Below are 24,591 nucleotides of genomic sequence, written 5' to 3' on the forward strand. Positions count from 1 at the left end.
GGGAGGCCTGATGGAGATCACCGCGGTCCAGGGGGACATCACCGAGCAGCGCGTCGACGCGATCGTCAACGCCGCCAACCGCGCGATGCGCGGCGGGGGTGGCGTCGACGGTGCCATCCACCGCGCGGGCGGGCCGGCGATCCTGGCCGACTGCGTACGCCGCTTCCCGACCGGCCTCGCGACCGGCGACGCCGGCTGGACGACGGCCGGTGACCTGCCCGCGCGATGGGTGATCCACGTCGTCGGACCCAACCGGCACGCCGGTGAGACCGACCGCGCCCTGCTGCTCTCCTGCTACGCCCGCGCGCTCGCGGTCGCCGACGAGCTCGGCGCCGGATCGGTCGCGTTCCCGCTCGTCTCCGCCGGTGTCTACGGCTGGCCCAAGGACGACGCGATCGCCTGCGCGCTGGAGGTCCTCGGGTCTGCGACGACCTCGGTCACCGAGGTGCGGATCGTCGCGTTCGACGCCGCGACGTACGAGATGGTGCGCGGGGCTCTCGTCTAGTCCTCGGATCCGCTCGAGGGGGAGGCCGACCCGCTCGGCGAACTCGCCGGCGCTCATCGTGTGCCGGGCCAGCACTATCCATGCATGATCAACAGATTCCGAGAAAGTTCGTGGACGGTGTCGATGCGCGGACGGGGTCGTTCGTCTGCTGGGTGAGAGGGTCGGACGACGACCCCTGACGGAAGGTGCGGAGATGAAGTACATGCTGATCATGCGGGGCGACGACGAGGCGGTCGCGTCGTTCGCGGACGTCGACTTCGACCAGATGCTCGAGGCGATGGGCCGCTTCAACGACGAGCTCATCAGTGCCGGCGTGCTGGTGGCAGCCGAGGGGCTCGACGACGCGGAGCAGGGTGTCGTCGTGGACTACTCGTCGACGCCGCCGGTCGTCACCGACGGGCCGTACGGCGAGACGAAGGAGCTGTTCGGCGGCTACTACATCCTCGACGTCGCCTCGAAGGAGGAGGCCGTCGAGTGGGCCAAGCGCCTGCCGATGACCCGGCCGGGCATCAAGACCGAGATCCGTCGGGTGCCGAGCATCGAGGAGTTCCCCCAGGACAACCCGTGGATCCAGCGGGAGCGGGCCTGGCGGGAGGCCAACGGTCAGCTGTGACGGGACCGGCGGCGACCCGCGCGGTTGTCGAGGCGGTGTGGCGGATCGAGTCCGCCCACATCGTCGGCTCCCTGGCCCGCTACACGGGCGACTTCTCGCTCGCGGAGGACGTCGCCCAGGAGGCACTCGCGCAGGCACTCGTGACCTGGCCGCGCGACGGCGTACCCGCCAACCCCGCGGGATGGCTGCTCACGACCGCCCGCCGGCGCGCGATCGACGCGTTCCGGCGGCGGTCGGCCCTCGACGAGCGGTACGCCGCCATCGCGCACGAGGTCGACGATGCCGAGGAGCCCGACTGGGACCCCGACCGCATCGAGGACGACGTGCTCGCACTGATGTTCATCTCGTGCCACCCGGCGCTCTCGCGCGAGTCGCAGGTCGCGTTGACCCTCCGGGTGCTCGGCGGCCTCACCAGCGACGAGATCGCTCGCGGGTTCCTGGTGCCGACCGCGACCGTGCAGGCCCGGATCACCCGGGCGAAGAAGACGCTGGCGGCCGCGCGGGTGCCGTTCGAGGTACCGCCGCCCGAGGAGCGTCGAGATCGGCTCGGCTCGGTGCTCAGCGTGATCTACCTGATCTTCACCGAGGGGTCGACGGCGACGGCCGGGTCGGCGCTGATCCGCGTCGACCTCGCCCGCGAGGCCACCCGGCTGGCCCGCATGCTGGCCCGACTGATGCCCGAGCCGGAGACGTTCGGGCTGCTCGCCCTGCTGGAGCTGACGGCCGCCCGCTTCCCCGCACGCACCGACGCCGACGGCGACCCGGTCCTCCTCGAGGACCAGGACCGGCGCCGGTGGGACCGCTCGGCCATCCGCCGCGGCCGGGCCGCGCTGGAGGCGGCCGGCCGGGCCGGACGGGGTCTGGGGGCGTACGGCGTGCAGGCGGCCATCGCCGAGTGCCACGCGGTCGCTCCCTCGGTCGCCGAGACGGACTGGAGCCGCGTCGTCGTGCTCTACGAGGCGCTCGGCCGGCTCGCCCCGTCGCCGGTCGTCGACCTGAATCGTGCCGTCGCCGTGTCGATGGCCGACGGTCCGGCCGCGGCGCTGCCCATCGTCGACGAGCTGGTCGCGGCCGGCGCACTCGGCGGGACGCACCTGCTGCCGACCGTCCGGGGTGAGCTGCTCACCCGGCTGGGACGGGTCGAGGAGGCACGCGCGGAGCTGGCGGACGCCGTACGACTGTGTGCGAACGACGCCGAGCGGCGGGTGCTGGAGCGCAAGATCGCGGCACTCGCGTCGCCACCCGCTCAGTAGCGTCGTCCTCATGGACACCTACACGCTCAACAACGGCGTCGAGATCCCGGCACTCGGGTTCGGCGTCTTCCAGACGCCGCCCGACGAGACGCGAGACGCGGTGCGCGCGGCCCTCGATGCCGGCTACCGCCACATCGACACGGCCGCGGCGTACGGCAACGAGCGGGGCGTCGGCGAGGCCGTGTGGGCCTCCGGCGTCGACCGCTCCGAGGTCTTCCTGGAGACCAAGATCTGGCTCAACGACTACGGCTACGACGAGACGCTGCACGGTTTCGAGAAGAGCGCGGGCAAGCTCGGTGTCGACACGGTCGACCTGCTGATCCTGCACCAGGCGTGGCCGGCGGAGTGGGAGCGGACCCTGGGCGCCTACCGGGCGCTCGAGACCCTGCTCGGCGACGGCCGGGTGCGGGCGATCGGGGTCAGCAACTTCATGGTCGAGCACCTCACCCGGCTGCTGGACGTCGCGACCGTGGTGCCCGCGATCAACCAGATCGAGGTGCACCCCTACTTCCAGCAGCGGGAGGTGCAGGCGTTTGGTGCCGAGCACGGCATCCTGACCCAGGCCTGGGCGCCGATCGGTGGGATCACCTTCTACCGCGACAGCGGCCACACGAGCACCCTCGAGGACCCGGTGATCGGCGAGGTCGCCGCGGCCCACGGCCGGACGCCGGCGCAGGTGATGCTGCGGTGGGCGCTGCAGCAGGGCCGCCAGGTGATCCCGAAGTCGACCAAGCCCGCCCGGATCGCCGAGAACATCGACGTCTTCGACTTCGACCTCACCGCCGAGGAGTTCGCCGCCATCGACGGGCTGGAGACCGGCCGCCGGGGTGGCCCGGCGCCGGAGGACGTGCTCTTCCCGGCCTTCAGCCGCGAGATCCCGGAGGCCTGACCCGGTCGGCGGGCTGGGCTAGCGTGCAGCGCATGGCTGACGTCGTGCTCTTCCACCACATCCAGGGACTCACGCCGGGCGTCGTCGCGCTCGCCGACCGGTGGCGCGCCGCCGGGCACACGGTCCACACGCCCGACCTCTACGGCGGCCTCACCTTCGCGTCGATCGCGGACGGCGCCGCGTTCTCCCAGGGGGAGGGCGCGCCCGACCTCGACGCGCTCGCCGACGAGGCGGTCGCCGGACTCCCGGCCGGGGTCGTCTACGCCGGCATCTCGTCCGGCGTGATGCAGGCCCAGCGCCTCGCCCAGACCCGACCGGGTGCCGCCGGCGCGGTGCTCTGCGAGTCGTGCCTGCCGATCAGCGGCGAGTGGGCGATCGGCCCGTGGCCCGACGGCGTCCCGGTCCAGGTCCACGGCATGGACGCCGACGAGTTCTTCGCCGGCGAGGGCGACGTCGACGCCGCCCGCGAGCTCGTCGCGTCCACCGCGGACGGCGAGCTCTTCGTCTACGCCGGCGACCAGCACCTCTTCGAGGACAGCTCGCTGCCGTCGTACGACGCCGAGGCGAGCGACCTGCTCACCGAGCGGGTGCTCGCCCTGCTCGCCCGCGTCTGACCGATGAGTCGACCGGCCGGTGCCGGTCAGCACCGGCATGACGACCTTCCTCCTCGTGCCCGGCGCCGGCGGTGACGGCTGGTTCTGGGACCGGCTGGTCGCGGCGCTCGCCGACCGCGGCCACCGCGGCATCGCCGTCACCCTGCCCGGGCCCGACGAGTCGGCGGGGCTCGCGGCGTACGCCGACGTCATCGTCGACGCCGGGCGCGACGCGGGTCCGCTCGTGCTGGTCGCGCAGTCGATGGGCGGCTTCAGCGCCCCCCTGGCCGTGGACCGTCTCGACGTCGAGCGCATCGCGCTGATCAACGCGATGGTGCCGGCGCCCGGCGAGACCGCCGGCTCGTGGTGGGAGACGGTCGGCCAGGCCGAGGCGGCCGGCGCCGCCGCCCGCCGCGACGGTCGGTCGGAGGAGTTCGACGTCGAGCGCGACTTCTTCCACGACGTACCTGAGGCGGTGACGCGCGAGCTCTTCTCGCGACCGATGCCCGACGAGGCCGAGCGGGCCTTCGCCGATCCCTGGCCGTTGGACGCGTGGCCCGACGTTCCGACGACCGTGCTCGCCGGCGCCGACGACCGCCTCTTCCCGCCCGAGCTCCAGCAGCGGGTCGCGCGCGAGCGCCTCGGCATCGACGCGGACGTCGTGCCCGGGGGTCACCTGGTCGCGTTGGCCGACCCGGACCTGGTCGCCGACTGGCTCACGGCCTAGAGACGCTCGATGACCCAGTCGATGCAGTGGGTGAGGGCCTCGACGTCGGCGGGGTCGACGGCGGGGTACATCGCGATCCGGAGCTGGTTGCGGCCGAGCTTGCGGTAGGGCTCCGTGTCGACGATGCCGTTGGCGCGCAGCACGGCCGCGATCCGGGCGGCGTCGATCGGCTGCTCGAAGTCGATGGTGCCGATCACCAGCGAGCGGTGGTCGGGGTCCGCGACGTACGGGAAGGCGTACGGCGACTTCTCCGCCCAGGTGTAGAGGGCGTCCGAGGACGCGGTGGTGCGCGCGACCATGCCGTCGAGCCCACCGGAGGCGTTCATCCAGTCCAGCTGCTCGGCCATCAGGAAGAGCGTGGCCACCGCCGGGGTGTTGTAGGTCTGGTTGAGCGCGGAGTTGGAGATCGCCGTCGGCAGGTCGAAGAAGGCCGGGATGTGACGGCCCGACGCCGCGATCGACGCGGCGCGCTCGAGCGCCGCCGGCGAGAAGAGCGCGAGCCAGAGGCCACCGTCGGAGGCGAAGCTCTTCTGCGGCGCGAAGTAGTAGACGTCGGTCTCGCTGACGTCGACCGGCAGGCCGCCGGCGCCGGAGGTGGCGTCGATCAGCACCAGCGCGTCGGACGCGGCTCCGGCCGGTCGGACGACGGGTGCCATCACGGCCGTCGAGGTCTCGTTGTGCGCCCACGCGTAGACGTCGACGCCGTCCTCGGCGACGGCCACCGGTCGGGTGCCGGGGTCGGACTTGATCACCGACGGCTCGGCCAGCCACGGTGCCGCGGCGGCCGCCGCGGCGAACTTCGCCGAGAACTCGCCGAAGGCGAGGTGCTGGCTCTTCTGCGAGATCAGGCCGTACGTCGCCACGTCCCAGAACGCCGTCGCACCGCCGTTGCCGAGCACCACCTCGTAGCCGTCCGGCAGGGAGAAGAGGTCCGCGAGCCCGCTCCGCACCCGACCGACGAGGTCGCGGACCGGCGCCTGCCGGTGCGAGGTGCCCATCAGGGACGTCCCGGTCGCGGCGAGGGCGTCCAGGTGCGCCGGCTGGATCTTCGACGGACCGGCGCCGAAGCGCCCGTCGGAGGGCAGCAGGTCGGCGGGGATCTGGAGGGCGGCGTCGGTCATGAAAACCTTCCGAACGGGGTAGGCGGGTGCTCCCTGACCACGCTGTCAGCGGTCTCCATTGTGGCACCGCTGTCGATCCGCTTCTCGAGGAGTCCACGATGACCAGCACCCCCGGGTTCGAGCGCAACAAGACCCAGCGCACCGTGCTGCGCGTGCTCGGCGTCGTGCTGCTGCTGGCCGGGGCGTACCTCCTCGTCACCGGCGGCATGGCCTTCGCCGACGACGCCAGCAGCAGCGACGTCGACGGCGGGTTCGGGCCGATCCTCCGTCTCGGCGCGGGCGGCTTCCTGGCCGTCTTCGGTCTCGGCGCGCTGAACGCCGGCTTCCTCGGCGCCCAGGCGCGCTACGCCGCCGGCGAGACGATGCCGGTCGTCAAGGACTCGGCGGCGTACCTTTCGGACGGTGAAGGCATCCTCGGGGTCGGGCGCACCGCCGGACCCTTCTGCTCCCGGTGCGGCGTCCGCAACGACGGCGACGCGACGTTCTGCGACTCCTGCGGCACCGCCCTCCACTGAGGTCGGGGCTGAGGTCCGGGTTGACGTCCGGCTCGAGCGCGTCGGCTACGGCCACCCGGACGCGCTGCGCCTGATCGACGAGGTCCAGGCGGAGTACGTGGTCCGCTACGGCGGCCCCGACGAGACGCCCCTGGACCCGCTCATGTTCGAGCCACCGGCGGGCAGCTTCTTCGTCGGGTACGTCGACGGCGAGCCTGTCGCGACCGGTGCCTGGCGCCGGACGACCGTCGCCGCGCTGGGCACCGACGCGACCGCCGAGATCAAGCGGATGTACGTCGCGACGTCGGCGCGCGGCCGGGGCCTCGCCCGCCTGATGCTCGCGCACCTCGAGACGGACGTCGCCCGCCACGGCGTCGAGGCCGTCGTGCTCGAGACGGGGACGCGCCAGCCCGAGGCGATGGCGCTCTACGAGTCCAGCGGCTACGAGCCGATCCCGCCGTTCGGCTTCTACAAGGACGCGCCGCTGTCGCGCTGCTACGCCAAGCGTCTGCCGACGACCGCGTAGCGCTCGTCGCTGATCGGCCGGCCCCAGTACGCCGGGTCGTCGAGCCGGTGCGCCTCGGCGTCGAGCCCGGCGCCCTCCACCAGCGCGACCGTCTCGGCGGTCGTCAGGCCGGCGCCGGTCGACCAGCTGCCCTCGACGAGCACCAGGCGGCCGGTGGGCGTGAGGAGGCGCGTCCAGCGCTCGAGCACCTGGGCCGGCGAGGGCAGCGCCCACAGGACGTGGCGACACAGCACCACGTCGTACGCGCCGTCGGTGAGTGCCGGGTCGGCGACGTCGCCCACGACGAAGGCGGAGCCGGGGAAGGTCCCGGCCTTCGCGGTCGCCCGACGCACCATCTCGGGCGCGAAGTCGACGCCGTCCACGGCGTACCCGTCGGTGGCGAGCAGCAGCGACAGGGTGCCCGTGCCGCAGCCCAGGTCGGCGACGCGGGCCGGCGCCGGCGGGAGGAGCGAGCGCAGCAGGCTCTGCCACGCCTCGCGCACGAGGGGGTCGTGGAGACCGTGGTCGGGCTCGTCGTCGAAGGTGGCGGCCTGGGCGTCCCAGACCTGGCTGTCCCGAGAGGTCATCCCCCGACCCTAGGCTGGTCGCCATGCTGCTCCCTCCCAAGGTCGCGCACGGGGTCGCCGACGGCTCGGTCACCCTCGCGTTCCGGCGCTGGCGCAAGCAGGACGTGGCGGTGGGCTCGGAGTTCCGCACCGTGTCCGGCGTGGTCCGGGTCGACCGGGTGGAGGTGGTCGACCCCGCCGCCATCACCGACGCGGACGCGATCGCCGCCGGGTGGCCCGACGCCGACCGCCTGCGCACGCAGCTGGACAAGGCTCAGCCGGACGCCGGGGAGGGCGACCTCTCGACGTACCGGGTCGCGCTGAGCTGGGCCGGCCCGGACCCCCGCGTGGCGCTCCGGGAGAGTGCCGACCTGACCGACGACGACGTCGCCGCGATCGACGCGAAGCTCGAGCGGCTCGACCGCGCCAGCAGCCACGGCGCCTGGACCATGGCGACCCTGGACATCATCCGGCGCCGCCCGCACACCCGGGCGCCCGACCTCGCGGCCGAGCTGGGCCGCGAGCGCGACCCCTTCAAGATCGACGTCCGCAAGCTCAAGAACCTCGGGCTGACCCGTAGCTTCGAGGTCGGCTACGAGGTCTCACCCCGTGGGGTGGCCTACCTCGACAGGACGACACGACCACTGGTCTAGACCTATCGTGGTCGACCGTGCGTCTCCTCGTCTCGGGCCTCGCCGCCCTCCTGCTCCCGCTGACCCTCCTCGCCCCGGCCGATGCCGCGCGGCCGATCGAGGACTACGCGTCGTACCAGCAGCCCGGCAAGTGCCACCCGAAGCCGTACGCCGGGACCGTCTACCTCGGTCGGTGGGTGGCGCGGCACTACGGCGGCGGGTATGTCGGCGGGCCGCGGTCGTGCGCGAAGAAGCAACGACGCGCCACCTCGGAGCACCAGACCGGCCAGGCGTTCGACTGGTCCCACAACGCTGCGCGTCGCGGGGACCGGGTCCAGGTCAAGCAGCTGTTCCGCGACCTCTTCGGCTCGGACGCCCGCGGCAACCTCGACGCGCGGGCGCGCCGCATGGGGATCATGTACGTGATCTGGAACGACCGGATGTACGCCGCCTGGAACGAGTTCCGCCCCGAGCCCTACCTGTCCTCGAGCTGCCGGTCGAAGAAGATGTGCTCGAAGACGCTCCGGCACCGCGACCACCTGCACGTGTCGCTGACGCGCGCCGGTGCCAAGGGGCGCACCAGCTGGTACGACGGCCGGCTGTAGCGCGCGGCACGTCGCGAACGACCCCCGGCTACGCCGCCGACCGGAGCGCCTTCCGTGCGCGCTTGTCCTGCATCCGGCGCTGCTTGTCGACGAACTTGATCGACGACCGCTGCACGAACCCGGGGAAGAACCGGCCGAGCCGCCACGCGATCCGCGCCGGCCGCGGCGTCACGAGCATGGCCCGGTCCGCGGCGACCGTCTCGAGCACCTGGTCGGCGAAGACCGCCGGGTCGAGCGGGTGCCGGACACCCTGCCCCTTGAGGTAGAAGTCGCGGCCGTGGAACCGCCCGACGTACCCCTTGTCGAGGATCGGCGTGTCGACGGCGGCCGGGCAGACGACGGTGACGCCGACGCCCTTCGACGCGGCCTCGGAGCGCAGCGCCAGCGACAGCCCGACGACCGCGTGCTTCGTCATCACGTACGACGTGATCAGGCCGGCCGCCATCAGCCCGCCCATGGAGGCCGTGTTGACGATCTGGCCCGACCCCCTCGCCACCATCTGCGGGTACGCCGCCGCGACGCCGTGCACGACGCCGCGGATGTTGACGTCGATGATCGCGTTCCACTGCTCGAGGGTCAGGTCCTCGGTCTCGCCGCCGAACGTGATCCCCGCGTTGTTGAAGAGCACGTCCGGCTGGACCGTGTGGACGAGCGCCTGGACGGCCGCGGCGTCGGTGACGTCGAGCGCCGCCGCGCGGGCGGAGCCCGGGCCGACCATCGAGGCGGCCGTCCGGGTGGCCGCCATCTCGTCCAGGTCGGCGCAGACGACGTCGGCACCCGCGGCCACCAGGGCCCGGGTCAGTGCGGCGCCGATGCCTGACCCGGCGCCGGTGACGATGGCCCGCTTGCCGGCGAAGTGCGCGTCGACGTCGGCCTTCACACGTCCCACTCGGACCGCCAGCCCTCGACGTCGGACGCCGGGCGCGCGGCCGGGCCGGTGTAGATCGCGGACGGCCGGATCAGCCGACCGGTCGTCTTCTGCTCCAGGATGTGTGCCGACCAGCCGCCGGTGCGGGCACAGGTGAACATCGAGGTGAACATGTTCGCCGGCACCTCCGCGAAGTCGAGCACGATCGCCGCCCAGAACTCCACGTTGGTCTCGAGCACCCGGTCGGGGCGCCGCTCGCGCAGCTCGGCGAGCGCGGCCTGCTCCAGCGCCTCCGCGACCTCGTAGCGCGGCGCGTTCAGCTCGCGCGCCGTACGCCGCAGCACCCGGGCTCGCGGGTCCTCGGCCCGGTAGACGCGGTGCCCGAAGCCCATCAGCCGCTCGCCGCTGTCGAGCAGCTCCTTGACGTACGACGTGGCGTCGCCGTCGCGTCGCTCGACCTCCTCGATCATGCCGAGCACGCGCGACGGGGCGCCGCCGTGCAGCGGACCGCTCATCGCGCCGATGGCGCCCGAGAAGGCCGCTGCGACGTCGGCACCGGTCGACGTGATGACGCGGGCGGTGAAGGTCGAGGCGTTCATGCCGTGCTCGGCCGCCGAGCTCCAGTAGGCGTCGATCGCCTTCACGTGCTGGGGATCCGCCTCGCCCTTCCAGCGGATCAGGAACTTCTCGGCGAGCGTCTTGCCCTCGTCGACCAGCCGCTGCGGCACCACGGCCTGGTTGAGCCCGCGGGCCGACTGCGCGGCGTACGACAGCACCATGACGGCGAGCCGTCCGATGTCCTCGCGGGCCTGCTCGTCGCTGATGTCGTAGGTCTGGCCGAACCCGAACGCCGGCGCCAGCATCGCGACCGCGGCCTGCACGTCGACGCGGACGTCGCCGGTGTGCACCGGCAGGTTGTAGGGCTCGGCGGGGGAGAGGCCCGGCGTGTAGGAGCCGTCGATGAGCAGGCCCCAGACGTTCTCGAACGGGACGCGGCCGACGATGTCCTCGATGTCCACGCCGCGGTAGCGCAGCGCCGAGCCCTCCTTGTCCGGCTCAGCGATCTGCGTCTCGAAGGCGACGACGCCCTCCAGTCCGTGGTGTACCTCGGTCATCGGGCTCCTCAGGTCGAAGTTGACGGGCGTCAGACGCCGCCCCGGCATTCTGCACCGCCTGGTGGTTAGGGTCGAGGCATGGCCCCCCTCGACCTCTCCGCGCTCCGGGAGGAGTACGCCCGCGCCGGCCTCGACGAGGCCGACCTGGCCGATGACCCGATGGCGATGTTCGACCGCTGGATGGGCGAGGCGCACGAGGCGATCCGGCACGACGCGAACGCGATGGTCGTCAGCACCGTCGGTGCCGACAACGCGCCGTCGTCGCGGATGGTGCTGCTCAAGGGCGTGTCGGATGCCGGCTTCGTCTTCTTCACCAACACCGGCTCGCGCAAGGGCGCCGAGCTCGCCGCCAACCCGCGGTGCACGCTGCTCTTCCCCTGGCACGTCCTCGAGCGGCAGGTGCGCGTCGACGGGGTCGCCACCCCGCTGCCCCGCGCCGACGTCGAGGCCTACTTCTCCAGCCGCCCGCGCGGCTCGCAGCTCGGCGCCGTGGCGTCCCACCAGTCGCACGTGGTGGCCGGTCGCGCGGAGCTCGACGCGGCGTACGCCGACGCCGAGGCGCGCTACCCCGACGAGGTGCCGACCCCGGATGAGTGGGGCGGGTACGTCGTCCGTCCGGAGGTCGTGGAGTTCTGGCAGGGCCGGACCTCGCGGCTGCACGACCGCCTGGTCTACCGACGCTCGGCCGGTCCGGACGAGTGGGTCATCGAGCGGCTCGCACCCTAGGCAGCGTCCAGATCAGGGACGACGTCAGCATCAGCACGCCACCGACGATCGTGAAGAGCCACGGCAGGCCCTCGGGGATGCCGAGGTAGGTCGTGATCCCGAGGATGCGGGCCATGCCCCACGGCAGCAGTGCCAGCTGGTCGTTCCAGACGGTCAGGGCGTCCTCGAGGCCGACGGCGGCGAGCAGCAGGCCGACGAGGGCCAGGGTCGCGCCGACGACGCCGACGACCGCGCCGGCGGCGTACCGGCGGGTGCCGACGCCCGCCAGCGACCACGCCAGGCAGGCGAGCACCCAGCCGAAGAGCACGAACGCCACCACGACGTACGCCGTGCGCCAGCCGGGTGCGGTCCAGAAGGCGAACCAGTAGCCGCCGGGGCCGCGCACCGACAGCACGCCGAGCAGCAGCAGCGACCGGATGGTGATCGCACCGCCGACGGCGGTCGCCACCCACCAGGACCGGCTCGTCACGACGACCAGCGCGAGCACCGCCCATCCGACGCCGACCAGCAGGAGGTGGGCGGGCGCCAGGAACCACGTCAGCACCAGCCGGCTCCACGCCACCGCCACCAGCGGGAACGCGACGACCAGCCAGCGGCTCACCGGCCCCGGATCGCGCCACGGCGTGGCGGCGGCGCGCACCATGGTGCGGCCGGTGCGGGTCAGGCCGAGGCCGAGCAGCAGGACGAGCAGCCCGCCGCGGGCGAGCCAGGCCATCGGCAGGTCGCGCTCGGCCCGCTCCTCGCCGAGGCGTGCCGCGGTCAGGTTGTAGGCCGGCAGCTCGACGTCGTCGCCGTACTTCTCCTCGTGGTCCGCGGCAGCGACGTCGAACGCCTCACGGGCGTCGGCCCAGGCGTCCCGGCCGGTGCCGGTGTCGAGCCACTGCGCGTGCCGCAGCACCATCGCGCGGTAGGAGCCCAGCAGCGTGAAGAGGTTGACCTGGTAGTCGAGCGAGTCGAGCAGCTGCTGGCGGAGCGCGGGGTCGCGGTACGTCGAGGCGTCGGTCGCCGCGACGTCGTCCCGCATCGACTGCGCGACCTCGACGGCGTGCTCGCCGGCCCTGATCGCGTCGTCCACTCCGTGCGGTCCGGAGTCGCGGACGATCGAGTAGATGACGTCGAGGACGGCGCTGTCGCCGGTGAGGATGTCCCACTCGAAGATCCACATCTGCGGCGGTGGCTCCAGTCCCAGCGCGAAGGCGCGGACCTGGGCGAACTGCTCGATGTAGAGCCCCTGCGACACCGCCTCGCGCGACGACGCCATCGCCGTGGAGATCGCGGTGACGGTCGCGGGGTCGGTGGAGAACCAGCGCCGCGCCCAGTCGGCGGTGATCTCGGCGGGGTCGGCGTCGGGGTCCCGGGCGAGCCGGGCGGAGAGCTCGCTGTTGAGGTCGTAGAGCTGCCAGAAGCCGTGGGTCAGCTCGAGCGACATCGGGCCGGCGCGCCACGGGCCGCCGTCCTGGGTCCAGGTCCAGACGCCCTCGACGTGCGGATTGGCGGCGACGAAGCGCTGCAGTGCCTGCTGGTAGAGGTCGCCGAGATCGTTGGGGATCGCGCCGAAGGCCTCGAACTCGCGCCGGCTCTGCATCTCGACGATCCGCCGCTGGTCGCCGGTCTCGAGGGTGTCGTTGAGGGGCAGCCAGCTGTAGAAGTCGCCCAGGCTGTACTTGGTCGACACGACCAGGTTCGGGCTGTCGATGCCGTCGAGCACCTCGTGGTAGCTGTCCGGGTTCGTGTGCATGTCGCCGACCGCGCCGATGCCCACGCTCCAGGTCCGGAAGATGACGGTCCTGTCGACCCGCTCCGCCTCGTCGGTGAACGCCGTCAGCATCGCGCGTACGGCGGGCGGCGTCGTCACCGTGATCTCGGAGTAGTAGTCCCAGCCGGGCAGGTTGTAGATGTTGCCGCCCTCGCCGATGCGCAGCAGCACGCCGTCGACGTACGGCATCTCGCGGTAGAGCTCGTCGAGGCCCTGCTGGTAGACCTCCCACAGTCGCGGGTCGGTCGGGTCGAGGTCGAACTCCTTCGTCAGGTAGCTCTCGAGCGGGCCGCTCAGGATCAGCATGTCGGTGCGGAGGTAGACCTGCATGCCGAGGTCGTGGACCTCCTGCCAGATCGGTCCGAACGCCGCCCGCATCGCCTCGGCGCGGGCGACGTACTCCGGGTCGTCGGCGTAGATCGCCGGCACGTCGGAGAAGGTCAGGTACTCGAGGAAGCCCGGCACCGCGATCGCGTTGTAGCCCTGCGCGAGCGTGTGCCTCACGTAGGCCAGCACGCTCGCGCGGGCGGCCGGCATCGCCGCCTGGTCGACGTACGGCGCACCCGGGAGGATCGCGTCCTCGAAGGCGCGTGAGTAGTGGGAGTAGTCCTCGCCCCCGCGCCACTGCGACGCGTCGGCGTCGACCCCGGCGGCGCCCAGGTCGACCATCCGGAACGGCAGCCGCGAGGTCACCTTCTCGCCCAGGTGCTCGGTGACCGGCCGGCTCTCGCGGGCGGCCTGGGCGAGGTCGTAGATGCCGCGGACGGCGCCGGTCTCGCTGGCGGCGGCGATCGTGAGCGCCTTCGCGGTGCCGCCGAGCCGGTAGGAGTCGTCGCCGTCGTCCCCGTCGCCGTGGGTGACCGCGAGGGTGGCGCGACCACGGGTCCCCGAGGCTGTCGCGTCCCGGAGCTCGGCGACGGCGGTCCGGGTGCGCACGGTGTCCGGGACCGTGATCCGGGAGAACGCCGGCGGCGCGACGGCCGGCCGCGGGGGAGCGACGGTCGGCGCCTCGACGGGCACGTCCTTCGCCTCGGTGCGGATCCCCATCGTGGCCGAGATGCCGGCGGCGACCACCCCGCCCAGGAGCCCGAGGACGACGACCACGAGGACGACCTGACGCGCGCGCACGAGCGGACTCTAGAGGAATCGACTTGTGAGTGAGTGCTCACTCACTTACGCTTCGTCGGGTGTCCCCCCGAGCCCGCCCGATGGCACCCGACGAGCGCCGTGCCGACCTCATCGACGTGACCCTCCGACTCATGCGGGTCCACGGCCGCGACGTGACGACCCGTCAGATCGCGGAGGCGGCGGGCATCGCGGAGGGCACGGTGTTCCGGGCCTTCGCGACCAAGGACGAGCTCGTCGACGCGGCCCTCTCGCGAGCCTTCGAGCCCGGTGACGTGGTCGCCCGGATCGAGGAGATCGATCCCGACCTCCCGCTGCGCGCGCGGCTGGTCCTGCTCGTGTCGATCCTCCAGCAGCGGTTCCGCGCGACCTTCGAGCTGATGCAGAAGGTCGGCCTGGTCGGCCCACCGCGGCACGACTCGGCGTCGGCGCAGGCGTGGCGTGCCCGCCAGGAGATGCTGTTCGCAGCCGTCATCGGCTCCGACGGCGACCAGTTCCGGGTCCCCGCCGCCGAGTTCGCCCACACCCTGCGGTTGCTCACCTTCGCGGGCAGCCACCCCCTGATCTCCGACGGCCGTCTGCTCACCCCCGACGACATCGTCGACACCGTCCTGCTCGGACTCCAGAGGAAGAACTGATGCTGCTCCGACTCCTGCGCACCCAGCTGGCGCCGTACCGTGCCTGGCTCGCCGTCGTGGTGCTCTTCCAGTTCCTCGGCGTGCTGGCGATGCTCTACCTGCCGACCCTGAACGCCGACATCATCGACCAGGGCGTCCAGACCGGCGACACCCACTACATCGTCACCACCGGCGGGGTGATGCTGGCCGTCGCGTTCGGGCAGATCGTCTGCTCGGTGATCGCCGTCCGCTTCGGCGCGCGCACCGCGATGAGCTTCGGCCGTGACGTGCGCGCCGGGCTCTTCCACCGGGTCGGCACCTTCTCGACCCGCGAGGTGCAGCACTTCGGTGCGCCGTCGCTGATCACGCGGACGACGAACGACGTGCAGCAGGTGCAGATGCTCGTGCTGATGACCTGCACGATCGCGGTGTCCGCGCCGATCATGATGGTCGGCGGCGTGATCATGGCGCTGCGCGAGGACATGGGCCTCGGCTGGATCCTCGCCGTCGTGGTGCCCGCGCTCTTCCTCTGCGTCGGCTTCGTCGTGAGCCGGATGGTGCCCAACTTCCGCCTGATGCAGGGCCGCATCGACGAGGTCAACCGGGTGCTGCGCGAGCAGATCACCGGCATCCGCGTGGTGCGCGCGTTCGTCCGCGAGCCGTACGAGAAGCAGCGCTTCGGCAAGGCCAACGACGACCTGACCGAGGTCGCCGTCGCCGCCGGTCGTTGGATGGCGACCATGTTCCCGCTGGTGATCCTGGTCGTGAACGTCTCGAGCGTCGCCGTCATCTGGTTCGGCGGGCACCGCATCGACAGCGGCCAGATGCAGGTCGGCGCACTGACCGCGTTCCTCTCCTACCTGATGCAGATCCTGATGTCGGTGATGATGGCGACCTTCATGCTGATGATGATCCCGCGGGCGTCGGTCTGCGCCGACCGCATCGCCGAGGTCCTCGACACGCACACCTCGGTGCCGACCCCGACGGAGCCGGTCGCCCCGGACCCGGCGCAGCGCGGTCACCTCGACCTCGAGGGCGTGACCTTCGCCTACCCGGGCGCCGAGGAGCCGGTGCTCGCCGACGTCTCGTTCTCCGCCCGGCCCGGGCAGACGGTCGCCGTGATCGGCTCGACCGGCGCCGGCAAGACGACGCTGGTCAACCTGGTGCCTCGGCTGTTCGACGCCACCGACGGGGTGGTCCGCGTCGGCGGCACCGACGTACGACGGGTCGACGAGGACCTGCTGTGGGACCAGATCGGGCTGGTGCCGCAGAAGGCCTACCTCTTCAGCGGCACGGTGCGCAGCAACCTGCGGCACGGCAAGCCGGACGCGACCGAGGAGGAGATGTGGGCCGCCCTCGAGGTCGCACAGGGCCGCGACTTCGTCGAGGCGCTGCCCGACGGGCTGGACTCGCCGGTCGTCCAGGGCGGGACCAACTTCTCGGGCGGTCAGCGGCAGCGGCTCGCGATCGCGCGGGCGCTGATCCGCAAGCCCGGCATCTACCTCTTCGACGACTCCTTCTCGGCACTCGACCTCGCGACCGACGCCCGGCTGCGGGCGGCGCTGCGACCGACGACCAGCGACGCGACGGTGGTGATCGTCGCCCAGCGCGTCTCCACGATCCGCGACGCCGACCTGATCCTCGTGCTCGAGGACGGTCGGCTCGTGGGCCGCGGCACCCACCACGAGCTGCTCGCCGACTGCGAGACCTACCAGGAGATCGTCACGTCCCAGCTCACCGCGGAGGAGGCGGCATGACCGACACCAGCGCCGGCACCAAGAAGCAGGAGTTCAAGGCCACCGAGCGGATCGAGGCACCGCAGGGCGGCCCCGGCCGCGGGCCGATGGGCGGCGGCATGGTCGGGCAGAAGGCGATGGACTTCGGGCCGTCCGCCAAGCGTCTCGTCGGCCTGATGCGTCCCGATCGCGGCAAGGCGATCGCCGTCGTGCTGCTCGGCGTCGCCAGCGTCCTGCTGATGTCGATCGCACCGCGGATCCTCGGCCACGCGACCGACCTCGTGTTCAACGGCTTCATCGGCTCGCAGTTCCCGGCCGGCACCCCCGACTCCGCACTGCCCAAGGCGGTGCAGGGCATGGACGTCGTGCCCGGCGAGGGCGTCGACTTCGGCGCCGTCGGCCACGTGCTGATGATCGTGCTGCTGATCTATGTCGGCGCCTCGCTGCTCGCCTGGCTCCAGGGCTACATCCTCAACACCGTCGTGCAGAACACCGTGCGGCAGATGCGCGAGGACGTCGAGGAGAAGATCAACCACCTGCCGCTCAACTACTTCGACCGCTCGCCTCGCGGTGAGCTGCTGTCCCGCGTCACCAACGACATCGACAACGTCAGCCAGACGCTCCAGCAGACGATGAGCCAGCTGCTCACGTCGGTGATGACCGTGATCGCGGTGCTCGCGATGATGGTCTGGATCTCGCCGCTGCTCGCCCTGGTCGCGCTGATCACCGTGCCGCTCTCCCTCGTGGTGACGGCGCAGATCATGAAGCGCTCGCAGGGCCAGTTCGTCGCCCAGTGGCGGCGTACGGGCAAGCTCAACGCGCAGATCGAGGAGGCCTACTCCGGCCACGCGCTCGTCAAGGTCTTCGGCCGCCAGGCCGAGGTCGAGCAGACCTTCGCGGAGGAGAACGACGAGCTCTTCCAGGTCAGCTTCGGCGCGCAGTTCGTCAGCGGCCTGATCATGCCCGCGATGATGTTCATCGGGAACCTCAACTACGTCCTGGTCGCCGTCGTCGGTGGCCTCCGGGTCGCCAGCGGCAGCCTGTCGCTGGGCGAGGTGCAGGCGTTCATCCAGTACTCGCGCCAGTTCACGCAGCCGCTCACGACGGTCGCGTCGATGACCAACCTGCTGCAGTCGGGCGTCGCCTCGGCCGAGCGCGTCTTCGAGCTCATCGACGCCGACGAGGAGTCTCTGGACGCGCCGGCGCTCACGGCCCCCGCCGTACGCCGGGGTGAGGTCGCGTTCGAGCACGTGTCGTTCCGCTACGACGAGGACCGCCCGCTCATCACCGACCTGTCGCTGGTGGCCCGCCCCGGGCAGACGGTCGCGATCGTCGGCCCGACCGGCGCCGGCAAGACGACGCTGGTCAACCTGGTCATGCGGTTCTACGAGCTCGACGCGGGACGGATCACGATCGACGGGGTCGACGTCGCCGGCATGCCGCGCTCGGCGCTGCGCGGGCAGATCGGCATGGTCCTCCAGGACACCTGGCTCTTCGAGGGCACCATCCGCGACAACATCGCGTACGGCCGTCCGGACGCGACCGAGGAGCAGGTCCTCGAGGCGGCGCGGGCGACGTTCGTGGACCGGTTCGTGCACTCGCTGCCCGACGGCTACGACACCGTGATCGACGAGGAGGGCTCCAACCTCTCCGCGGGCGAGCGCCAGCTCGTCACGATCGCGCGGGCGTTCCTCACCGACCCGGCGCTGCTGATCCTGGACGAGGCCACCAGCTCCGTCGACACCCGCACCGAGCTGCTGCTCCAGAACGCGATGGCCGCGCTGCGCACGGACCGGACGTCGTTCGTGATCGCCCACCGGCTCTCCACGATCCGCGACGCCGACCTGATCCTGGTGATGGAGGACGGCGCGATCGTCGAGCAGGGCGACCACGAGGAGCTGCTCGCCGCCGGCGGTGCCTACGCCCGGCTCTACCACGCGCAGTTCACCGCGGCGGCGACCGAGGACGCGGCCGTTTAATCCCGTTGAACGGCGCCCGGTCTCGACCTACCGTTGTCGTACACGGGAAAGGAGGTGGTCCGAAGAATGATTTCTTTTGGGACGCGTGAGGTGGCTGCCCGCTAGCAGCCCATCAGCAAGACCCGGGGCGGAGTCGTCCTGGGACGGCTGCTGGTGAATCCATCGCAGTCACCCGACCCGCAGGCGATCCGGTCATCACGTCCACCGGAGCCGGGCCCACCTGGGCTCGACGCCTGCGGGTCGCTGCGTTTGCGGGGCCAGTGCGGGGCCGTTCGTTCCGGCGGCGCGGTCGTTCCGGCGCAATTGCGCTGGAACAGCGAGGGCGGCAGGCGATGCCACGTCATTCCCCCGCAATTGCGCTGAACCGGATCTCACCGACGCGGGGTCGCCCAGGCCGGGAAGTGATCGCGCCACCCCTCGCGCAGCGGGCCCAGGTTCGTCATGCCACGAGCCTGGAGGAGCGAGTGGATTCGCTCGAGCGTTCGGGCTGGGTCCCTGTAGATGCCCTCTGCGGTGACGACCAGGATCCGGTAACCCTCGTCATCGAGCTCCTCGCGTCTCTCCAGGTCGTGCTGCCACTGGGCCGTGTCGTGGGCGTGCTGCCGGCCGTCGTACTCGACGATCACGCGCGCGCCTGCGTAGTAGAGATCGAACCGCCGGCGTACCACCCCGGACTCGTCGACCAGCTCGACGTTCGTCTGTGGCTCCGGCAGGCCGGCAAGCACGAGCAGCATGCGGAGGATGCTCTCCATCGGGGAGTCGACGCCGGTGCGAACGTACCCGGCGCCCTCGGCCGCGCGGGCGGCGTAGTAGTCGCCGCTTCGTCGGCAGTGGCGCACCAGCTGCCTGGGGGAGATCCCGAACTTCCGGACGAGGGCATCGCCAAGGACGACCAGGTCGACGAGTGAGAGATGGCCTGCCAGCTGGATGAAGGTCGAGACCGGGTCGAGTGCAGGGAGGCCGCGGACGTGGCGCACGCGCTTCAGTCGCTTCGTCACGTGGGACTTCACGCCGGCACGGCGGCGGCGGTCCTTGGTGCGGAAGACGGTGACGTGCTCGAAGGGATGGTCGGGCACGGGCAGTCGGTAGAGCCTCGCCGCGCTGAAGTGACTCGCAACGGCTCCCTCGGGGTGCACGAGCAGCGCCGCGCGGATCCGCGTCGTGTCGTCGATGCACCCGACGTGCACCCACACGCCCTTGAAGACCGACGCGTAGTGGCGACGGCGCAGCAGCCGCGGATCGTGGCCGTCCTCGACGAACTCGGAGCGGGTGAAGGGTCGGTCGAACGGCGGCTTGTCGCTCGAGACGGTCGCGGGCTCCATGGGAGGACCTTGCCTCTCCGCGGTCGTGAGGCGCTGCGGTCATCCACAGGCGCTCCGCTCCGCCTCACACGTTCCAGCGCAATTGCGCCGGAACGACGTCCGGAAGAGCCGATCCGGTGCACCAGCGGTGCAATTGCGCTGGAACGACCTCCGGGAGGTTGACCCCCGCGGCCCTCAGGCGGCGTCGGAGGAGAGGTCGTCCGGTACGACGGGCAGCACGGCGGTGTCGTCGGCCAGCGCGGCGAGCGCCGCTTCCTCGGCGGCCGCGGCCACCTTGTTGGAGGTCACCGCACCCTCGACCAGGCTCGCGACGATCGCGCAGACCAGCCAGACGCCGGCCATGCAGATCAGCAGCCGCACGAGTGCGACGTCGGGGGAGAGGGTGCCGCTCACCTGGGCGGCGTACAGCGCCGGCGAGCTGACGAGGAGCGTGCCGATCAGCACGGGCCACGAGAACGGACTCACTTGCTACCTCCCTGACGGAACTGACGGAACGACGGACGGAACGGCGATCAGGCCCCCACGGCCAGGCGCGCGTCGGCGACGACGACGCCCTCGGAGCGGATCTGGTCGGCGCCGGTGAGCTCCTGGTAGGACAGCACCGCCAGCCGCGGCACGATCGGGTGCACGAGCCGACGCAGCGGGGCCCGCAGCTGCGGGGCGCAGACCAGCACCGGTCGGAGGTTGCGGTTCTCCACGTCCTGGGTGAGCTGCGCGAGGCTGCCCATCAGGGCCTGGCTGGTCTCCGGGTCGAGGGCGATGCCCTGGCCGTGCTCGCCGGGGCGCAACGACTCGAGGATCCGCTGCTCGAGCTGCGGCTCGATGGTGAGGACGTGCAGCGTCTTGTCGACGAGGTACGGCGCCGCGATGGCCGGTCCGAGCGCCTGGCGGGCGGCGTCGACCAGCGGGTCGAGCTCCTTGGTCCGGGTCGCGCGCAGCGAGATCGCCTCGAAGATCCGGACCAGGTCGCGGATGGAGACGCTCTCGTCGAGCAGCTCCTGGAGCACCCGCTGGATCTCGCCGAGGCTGAGCTGGGCGGGAGTGAGCTCCTCCACCACGACCGGGTGGGTGCGCTTGACGACGTCGGTGAGCATCCGGACGTCCTCGCGACCGAGCAGGCGCGCGGCGTGGGCGGTGACGACCTCGGCGAGGTGCGTGGTGATGACCGAGGCCCGGTCGACGACGGTGGCGCCGCTGAGCTCGGCCTGGCTGCGCAGCTCGGCCGGGATCCACTTGGCCTCGAGCCCGAAGACCGGCTCCTGCGTCGGCTGCCCGGGTAGCGAGCCGAGGTAGTCGCCGATCGCGAGCACGGTGCCGGGAGGCGCCTCGCCCCGGGCGACCTCGATGCCGAAGAGCATGATCGCGTAGGTCTGGCTGGGGAGCTGGAGGTTGTCGCGGGTGCGGACCGGCGGCGCCACGATGCCCAGGTCCGTCGCGATCTTGCGGCGCAGCGCCTTGACCCGGTCGAGCAGGTCGCCGCCGTTGCTGGGGTCGACCAGGTCGATGAGGTCGGCGGACAGCTCCAGGCCGAGCGGGTCGACCTGGATCTCGGCGGCCAGCAGCTCCGGGGTGTCGGCCGCCGCGGGGAGGGCCTGCTGGGCCTGCTGGGCCTGGGCGTCCTCCTCCTTCGCCGCGGCGCCGGCGCGCGAGGACGCGATCAGCATCAGGCCGCCCGCGACGATGAACGGGAGCTTGGGCAGCCCGGGGATCAGGCAGAGGCCGAGCGCTCCGAAGCCGGCGACACGCAGCGGCATCTGGTTGCGCATGAGCTGGCGCAGGATGTCCGAGCCCATGTCCTCGTTGTTGACCGAGCGGGTCACGATGAGGCCGGTGGCGACCGAGAGCAGCAGCGCGGGGATCTGCGAGACGAGGCCGTCGCCGACGGACAGCAGGCTGTACGTCGTGACCGCCTCGCTGAACGGCATCCCCATCTGGCCGACGCCGATGGCGAAGCCGCCGACGAGGTTGACGAGCGTGATGATGATGGCGGCGATCGCGTCGCCCTTCACGAACTTCGACGCGCCGTCCATCGAGCCGTAGAAGTCGGCCTCGGCGTGCACCTCGGCACGGCGTCGACGTGCCTCGTCCTCGTCGATGAGGCCGGAGTTGAGGTCGGCGTCGATCGCCATCTGCTTGCCGGGCATCGCGTCGAGGGTGAAGCGGGCGCCGACCTCGGCGACCCGGCCGGCACCGTTGGTGATGACCACGAACTGGATGACCAGGAGGATCGCGAACACGATCAGGCCGACGATCAGCGAGCCGCCGACCACGAAGTGACCGAACGTGTCGATCACCTTGCCGGCGAAGCCGTCGAGCAGCACCAGCCGGGTCGCGCTCACGTTCAGGGCGAGCCGGAAGAGCGTCATCACCAGCAGCACGGCCGGGAAGGCGGCGAAGTCCAGCGGCTTGTGGACGAACATCGCCGTCATCAGCACGAGCAGTGCGCCGGTGATGTTGAGGGCGATGAGCAGGTCGAGGACCGCGGCGGGCAGCGGGACCACCAGCATCACGATGATCATCACGATGCCGACGGGAACCCCGAGCTGGTTCATCCGCTTCACGCTGGTTCCTCCAGAGGACTTGACGGGTCGAGCAGGGTGCGGGCGCGCCGTCCGTGGCACCGCTGCGTGACTCCGTCCTGGGGTCCGGGGGTCCTATCGGCTGGCGAGAGCCGGACCTGAGACTTCTCGGCGCCGACGTCCCGGTGGGCTGACCGCGGGAACGTCGGTCTCCGGTCGCGGGCTGCGGTGCGAGCCGCCGCGCTGACCGTGGGTACGCCGGCTGATCACGAACGCGAGCACCTGGGCGACCGCGGCGAAGAGCTCGGTCGGGATCTCCTGGCCGACGGTCGTGGAGGTGTAGAGCGCCCGGGCGAGCGGGATGTCGCGGACCAGCGGCACCCGTGCCTCGGTGGCCTTCTCGCGGATCGCGGTCGCGATCACGCCGGCGCCCCGGGCGACCACGCGGGGCGCGCCTCGCTCGGGGTCGTAGCGGAGCGCGACGGCCACGTGGGTCGGGTTCACGAGCACGACGTCGGCCATCGGTACGTCGGCCATCATCCGGTTGCGCGACGCCGCGAGCTGGCGCGACCGGATCGCGCCCTTGAGCATCGGGTCGCCCTCGGACTGCTTGTGCTCCTGCTTGACCTCTTCCTTGGTCATCCTGGCCTGCTTGCCGACCATCCGGCGCTGCACGATGTAGTCGGCGGCCGCGAGGACGATGCCCACGATCGCGACGTTGCGGACCATCGAGAGCGCGCTCGCGGCCGTCTGGTCGAGGACCACCTGCATCGGCACCAGACCACCGACCAGCGGCATCGCGGCGTGGACGGTCATCCACACGAGAGCCACCACCACCGCGCTGCGCAGCAGCATCTTGGCGGCCTCCCACCAGGCGCGCGCCCCGAACATGCGCTTGAGCCCCTGGATCGGGTTGAGCTTCGAGAGCTTCGGCTTCACCGAGCTGGAGGCGATGTAGAAGCCGCCCTGGGAGAGCGCGCCGGCCACGCCGACCAGCAGCACGCCGCTGCCGAGGAAGACCAGGGTGATGAGCACGTGCCACAGGCCGTCGCCGAGGACGGTGAGCGCGCTCGCGACGTCGGCCTGGCCGCCCATGCTCAGGCTGGTGGTCATCAGTCCCTGCAGCTCCGCGACCTCGTGACCCATCAGCTTCGGCAGCGCCATCGCGAAGAGCGCGAGGGCCGACCACGCGCCCAGCTCCTGGGTGCGGGGGACCTTGCCCTCCTTGCGGTTCTGCTTGTGCTTCTTGGCTGTCGCCTTCTCGGACTTCTCCTCCGACACCCTTCGATCACCCCGCTCCGGAGAGCGTGGACATCGCCTGGGTGGAGAGGTCGACCATCTTGTCCACGGCGTGCGGCAGGACCGGGAAGGAGAGACCGACCAACAGGAGGGTCAGCCCGATCTTGACCGGGAACATCACGGTCATCGCCTGCATCTGCGGGGCGACCTTGGTGAGCAGGGCGAGGCCGAGGTCCGCGAGGAAGAGCACGGCGATGAGGGGCAGCGCGATCTGTACGGCGGTGGTGAAGAACAGGCCGAACGCCGTCATCAGCACGTCGGGGAAGCTGCCCCAGTCCGGCGTCGTGCCGAGCGGCAGGAACTCGAACGTCTTGAGCAGCCCGCCGATCACCATCAGGTGGCCGCCGCTGACGAAGAGCAGCACCGTCGCGAGCATCTGGTGGAACTTGCCGAAGACCGTGTTGGAGTTCATCGACAGCGGGTCGAAGCCCTGGGCGAGCGAGAAGCCGCCGAAGACGTCGATCAGGCTGCCGGCGGTGGCCACCGCAGCGAGCAGCAGGTAGGTGACGAAGCCCATGGCCACGCCGACCAGCACCTGGGTCGCGACGTTCAGCAGCAGTCCGACGGTGTCGAGCGGGATGCTGTCGCCGTTCGGGACGACCGCGAACGAGAGCCCCAGCGCGATCACGAGCTTGACCATCGACGGCACCGTGCGACCCGAGAACGGCGGGACGACGGCGAGCCAGGCGATGATCCGCACGGACGCGAGCAGGTAGGCGACGAGCGGCTCGCCCGAGACGCTGAGGGTCATCTCAGCCCAGCAGGCCGGGGATCGCGTCGAACAGGTCGTTGGTGAAGGCCACCAGCGTGTGCATCATCCAGTTGCCGCAGATCAGCAGCGCGACGCCGACGCCCACCAGCTTCGGGACGAACGCGAGCGTGACCTCCTGGATCTGGGTCAGGGACTGGAAGAGCGAGACGGCGAAGCCGATCACCAGCGAGGTCAGCAGGATCGGTGCCGACAGCTTGAGGGCGACCAGCATGGTCTGGAGGGCGATGTGGATGATCGCGGTGTCACTCATGGCG

The 24,591-nt window shown here is 71.5% G+C and carries 25 protein-coding genes; 14 read left to right on the forward strand and 11 right to left on the reverse strand.

The genetic code is table 11. From position 1 onward, the window contains the following. Positions 1–7 precede the first annotated feature (7 nt). From ASC77_RS25065 to ASC77_RS25090, 6 genes are all read left to right on the forward strand, one after another. A complete protein-coding gene (locus tag ASC77_RS25065) occupies positions 8–505 on the forward strand; it encodes an O-acetyl-ADP-ribose deacetylase (RefSeq protein ID WP_156391285.1) in 498 nt (165 codons plus the stop codon). A 193-nt stretch (positions 506–698) separates the two neighbouring features. Continuing rightward, positions 699–1,118: a YciI family protein gene (locus ASC77_RS25070; protein WP_056159820.1), complete on the forward strand. Its 420-nt coding sequence runs from the start codon at positions 699–701 to the stop codon at positions 1,116–1,118. Continuing rightward, positions 1,115–2,371, forward strand: a complete 1,257-nt coding sequence (locus ASC77_RS25075) for an RNA polymerase sigma factor (protein WP_156391286.1) — start codon at positions 1,115–1,117, stop codon at positions 2,369–2,371. The genes ASC77_RS25070 and ASC77_RS25075 overlap by 4 nt, the downstream gene beginning before the upstream one ends. Positions 2,372–2,381: 10 nt before the next feature. Further along, positions 2,382–3,260 carry an aldo/keto reductase gene (locus ASC77_RS25080; protein WP_056159823.1) on the forward strand — a complete coding sequence of 293 codons (879 nt, stop codon included), beginning with the start codon at positions 2,382–2,384 and terminating at the stop codon, positions 3,258–3,260. A gap of 32 nt (positions 3,261–3,292) precedes the next feature. Next, positions 3,293–3,874, forward strand: a complete 582-nt coding sequence (locus ASC77_RS25085) for a dienelactone hydrolase family protein (RefSeq protein WP_056159826.1) — start codon at positions 3,293–3,295, stop codon at positions 3,872–3,874. A 19-nt stretch (positions 3,875–3,893) separates the two neighbouring features. After that, positions 3,894–4,580, forward strand: coding sequence for an alpha/beta fold hydrolase (locus ASC77_RS25090; RefSeq protein WP_200945137.1), 687 nt, complete (start codon positions 3,894–3,896; stop codon positions 4,578–4,580). On the opposite strand, the gene serC is transcribed toward ASC77_RS25090, so the two are convergent. Next, on the reverse strand, positions 4,577–5,701 hold the full coding sequence (serC, locus tag ASC77_RS25095; protein WP_056159830.1) for a phosphoserine transaminase: 1,125 nt from the start codon (positions 5,699–5,701) through the stop codon (positions 4,577–4,579). The two genes, ASC77_RS25090 and serC, sit on opposite strands and share 4 nt — an antisense overlap. A gap of 98 nt (positions 5,702–5,799) precedes the next feature. Between serC and ASC77_RS25100 the strand changes: the two genes are divergently transcribed. Then, a complete protein-coding gene (locus tag ASC77_RS25100; protein WP_056159833.1) occupies positions 5,800–6,216 on the forward strand; it encodes a zinc ribbon domain-containing protein in 417 nt (138 codons plus the stop codon). 73 nt (positions 6,217–6,289) lie between these two features. After that, positions 6,290–6,721 (forward strand): GNAT family N-acetyltransferase, encoded by a 432-nt coding sequence (locus ASC77_RS25105; protein WP_414813216.1) that lies wholly within the window; start codon positions 6,290–6,292, stop codon positions 6,719–6,721. Here ASC77_RS25105 and ASC77_RS25110 read toward each other — a convergent pair. Continuing rightward, the gene (locus ASC77_RS25110) at positions 6,691–7,287 is read right to left on the reverse strand and encodes a class I SAM-dependent methyltransferase (RefSeq protein WP_056159836.1); all 597 of its coding nucleotides are present in this window, start codon (positions 7,285–7,287) and stop codon (positions 6,691–6,693) included. The genes ASC77_RS25105 and ASC77_RS25110 overlap by 31 nt on opposite strands. Positions 7,288–7,310: 23 nt before the next feature. Here ASC77_RS25110 and ASC77_RS25115 point away from each other — a divergent pair, with 23 nt between their 5' ends. Further along, positions 7,311–7,919: a hypothetical protein gene (locus ASC77_RS25115; protein ID WP_056159839.1), complete on the forward strand. Its 609-nt coding sequence runs from the start codon at positions 7,311–7,313 to the stop codon at positions 7,917–7,919. A 17-nt stretch (positions 7,920–7,936) separates the two neighbouring features. Beyond that, positions 7,937–8,503 carry a hypothetical protein gene (locus ASC77_RS25120; RefSeq protein WP_056159841.1) on the forward strand — a complete coding sequence of 189 codons (567 nt, stop codon included), beginning with the start codon at positions 7,937–7,939 and terminating at the stop codon, positions 8,501–8,503. Between the two features lie 28 nt (positions 8,504–8,531). On the opposite strand, the gene ASC77_RS25125 is transcribed toward ASC77_RS25120, so the two are convergent. Continuing rightward, on the reverse strand, positions 8,532–9,392 hold the full coding sequence (locus ASC77_RS25125) for an SDR family NAD(P)-dependent oxidoreductase (RefSeq protein WP_082575318.1): 861 nt from the start codon (positions 9,390–9,392) through the stop codon (positions 8,532–8,534). Continuing rightward, positions 9,380–10,486 carry a citrate synthase 2 gene (locus ASC77_RS25130; RefSeq protein ID WP_056160262.1) on the reverse strand — a complete coding sequence of 369 codons (1,107 nt, stop codon included), beginning with the start codon at positions 10,484–10,486 and terminating at the stop codon, positions 9,380–9,382. The genes ASC77_RS25125 and ASC77_RS25130 overlap by 13 nt, the downstream gene beginning before the upstream one ends. 78 nt (positions 10,487–10,564) lie before the next feature. Between ASC77_RS25130 and pdxH the strand changes: the two genes are divergently transcribed. Continuing rightward, complete coding sequence (gene pdxH / locus ASC77_RS25135) at positions 10,565–11,212, forward strand: pyridoxamine 5'-phosphate oxidase (RefSeq protein WP_056159847.1); 648 nt, start codon at positions 10,565–10,567, stop codon at positions 11,210–11,212. On the opposite strand, the gene ASC77_RS25140 is transcribed toward pdxH, so the two are convergent. Beyond that, positions 11,190–14,096, reverse strand: a complete 2,907-nt coding sequence (locus tag ASC77_RS25140; protein WP_056159851.1) for a hypothetical protein — start codon at positions 14,094–14,096, stop codon at positions 11,190–11,192. The genes pdxH and ASC77_RS25140 overlap by 23 nt on opposite strands. A gap of 59 nt (positions 14,097–14,155) precedes the next feature. Between ASC77_RS25140 and ASC77_RS25145 the strand changes: the two genes are divergently transcribed. Genes ASC77_RS25145 through ASC77_RS25155 form a run of 3 tightly spaced genes read left to right on the forward strand, consistent with a single transcriptional unit; the run spans position 14,156 to position 18,425 of the window. Beyond that, positions 14,156–14,731: a TetR/AcrR family transcriptional regulator gene (locus tag ASC77_RS25145; protein WP_156391287.1), complete on the forward strand. Its 576-nt coding sequence runs from the start codon at positions 14,156–14,158 to the stop codon at positions 14,729–14,731. Further along, the gene (locus tag ASC77_RS25150; RefSeq protein ID WP_056159856.1) at positions 14,731–16,467 is read left to right on the forward strand and encodes an ABC transporter ATP-binding protein; all 1,737 of its coding nucleotides are present in this window, start codon (positions 14,731–14,733) and stop codon (positions 16,465–16,467) included. The genes ASC77_RS25145 and ASC77_RS25150 overlap by 1 nt, the downstream gene beginning before the upstream one ends. Further along, positions 16,464–18,425 carry an ABC transporter ATP-binding protein gene (locus ASC77_RS25155; protein ID WP_056159859.1) on the forward strand — a complete coding sequence of 654 codons (1,962 nt, stop codon included), beginning with the start codon at positions 16,464–16,466 and terminating at the stop codon, positions 18,423–18,425. Before ASC77_RS25150 ends, ASC77_RS25155 begins: the two co-directional genes overlap by 4 nt. Before the next feature lie 371 nt (positions 18,426–18,796). Here ASC77_RS25155 and ASC77_RS25160 read toward each other — a convergent pair whose 3' ends face one another. The 6 genes from ASC77_RS25160 to ASC77_RS25185 form a co-directional block, all read right to left on the reverse strand. Next, entirely contained in the window at positions 18,797–19,747 is a 951-nt protein-coding gene (locus ASC77_RS25160; protein WP_056159862.1) for an endonuclease domain-containing protein, read from the reverse strand. Positions 19,748–19,921: 174 nt separating this feature from the next. Continuing rightward, positions 19,922–20,212, reverse strand: a complete 291-nt coding sequence (locus ASC77_RS25165) for a hypothetical protein (RefSeq protein WP_056159865.1) — start codon at positions 20,210–20,212, stop codon at positions 19,922–19,924. Positions 20,213–20,259: 47 nt separating this feature from the next. Further along, complete coding sequence (flhA, locus tag ASC77_RS25170; protein ID WP_056160266.1) at positions 20,260–22,299, reverse strand: flagellar biosynthesis protein FlhA; 2,040 nt, start codon at positions 22,297–22,299, stop codon at positions 20,260–20,262. A gap of 102 nt (positions 22,300–22,401) precedes the next feature. After that, complete coding sequence (locus tag ASC77_RS25175) at positions 22,402–23,547, reverse strand: flagellar biosynthesis protein FlhB (protein ID WP_056159868.1); 1,146 nt, start codon at positions 23,545–23,547, stop codon at positions 22,402–22,404. 7 nt (positions 23,548–23,554) lie between these two features. After that, complete coding sequence (locus tag ASC77_RS25180) at positions 23,555–24,316, reverse strand: flagellar biosynthetic protein FliR (RefSeq protein ID WP_056159870.1); 762 nt, start codon at positions 24,314–24,316, stop codon at positions 23,555–23,557. Between the two features lies 1 nt (position 24,317). Beyond that, a complete protein-coding gene (locus ASC77_RS25185) occupies positions 24,318–24,587 on the reverse strand; it encodes a flagellar biosynthetic protein FliQ (RefSeq protein WP_056159872.1) in 270 nt (89 codons plus the stop codon). Positions 24,588–24,591 lie beyond the last annotated feature (4 nt).

This window comes from Nocardioides sp. Root1257 (assembly GCF_001425175.1).
Taxonomy (GTDB): domain Bacteria; phylum Actinomycetota; class Actinomycetes; order Propionibacteriales; family Nocardioidaceae; genus Nocardioides.

What these genes read in the sequence shown, in the direction of transcription:
- ASC77_RS25070 (WP_056159820.1), top strand. Translation starts at nt 699, where the DNA reads ATGAAGTACATGCTGATCATGCGGGGCGACGACGAGGCGGTCGCGTCG.
- ASC77_RS25080 (WP_056159823.1), top strand. Translation starts at nt 2,382, where the DNA reads ATGGACACCTACACGCTCAACAACGGCGTCGAGATCCCGGCACTCGGG.
- ASC77_RS25085 (WP_056159826.1), top strand. Translation starts at nt 3,293, where the DNA reads ATGGCTGACGTCGTGCTCTTCCACCACATCCAGGGACTCACGCCGGGC.
- serC (WP_056159830.1), bottom strand. Translation starts at nt 5,701, where the DNA reads ATGACCGACGCCGCCCTCCAGATCCCCGCCGACCTGCTGCCCTCCGAC.
- ASC77_RS25100 (WP_056159833.1), top strand. Translation starts at nt 5,800, where the DNA reads ATGACCAGCACCCCCGGGTTCGAGCGCAACAAGACCCAGCGCACCGTG.
- ASC77_RS25110 (WP_056159836.1), bottom strand. Translation starts at nt 7,287, where the DNA reads ATGACCTCTCGGGACAGCCAGGTCTGGGACGCCCAGGCCGCCACCTTC.
- ASC77_RS25115 (WP_056159839.1), top strand. Translation starts at nt 7,311, where the DNA reads ATGCTGCTCCCTCCCAAGGTCGCGCACGGGGTCGCCGACGGCTCGGTC.
- ASC77_RS25130 (WP_056160262.1), bottom strand. Translation starts at nt 10,486, where the DNA reads ATGACCGAGGTACACCACGGACTGGAGGGCGTCGTCGCCTTCGAGACG.
- pdxH (WP_056159847.1), top strand. Translation starts at nt 10,565, where the DNA reads ATGGCCCCCCTCGACCTCTCCGCGCTCCGGGAGGAGTACGCCCGCGCC.
- ASC77_RS25150 (WP_056159856.1), top strand. Translation starts at nt 14,731, where the DNA reads ATGCTGCTCCGACTCCTGCGCACCCAGCTGGCGCCGTACCGTGCCTGG.
- ASC77_RS25155 (WP_056159859.1), top strand. Translation starts at nt 16,464, where the DNA reads ATGACCGACACCAGCGCCGGCACCAAGAAGCAGGAGTTCAAGGCCACC.
- ASC77_RS25160 (WP_056159862.1), bottom strand. Translation starts at nt 19,747, where the DNA reads ATGGAGCCCGCGACCGTCTCGAGCGACAAGCCGCCGTTCGACCGACCC.
- flhA (WP_056160266.1), bottom strand. Translation starts at nt 22,299, where the DNA reads ATGAACCAGCTCGGGGTTCCCGTCGGCATCGTGATGATCATCGTGATG.
- ASC77_RS25180 (WP_056159870.1), bottom strand. Translation starts at nt 24,316, where the DNA reads ATGACCCTCAGCGTCTCGGGCGAGCCGCTCGTCGCCTACCTGCTCGCG.
- ASC77_RS25185 (WP_056159872.1), bottom strand. Translation starts at nt 24,587, where the DNA reads ATGAGTGACACCGCGATCATCCACATCGCCCTCCAGACCATGCTGGTC.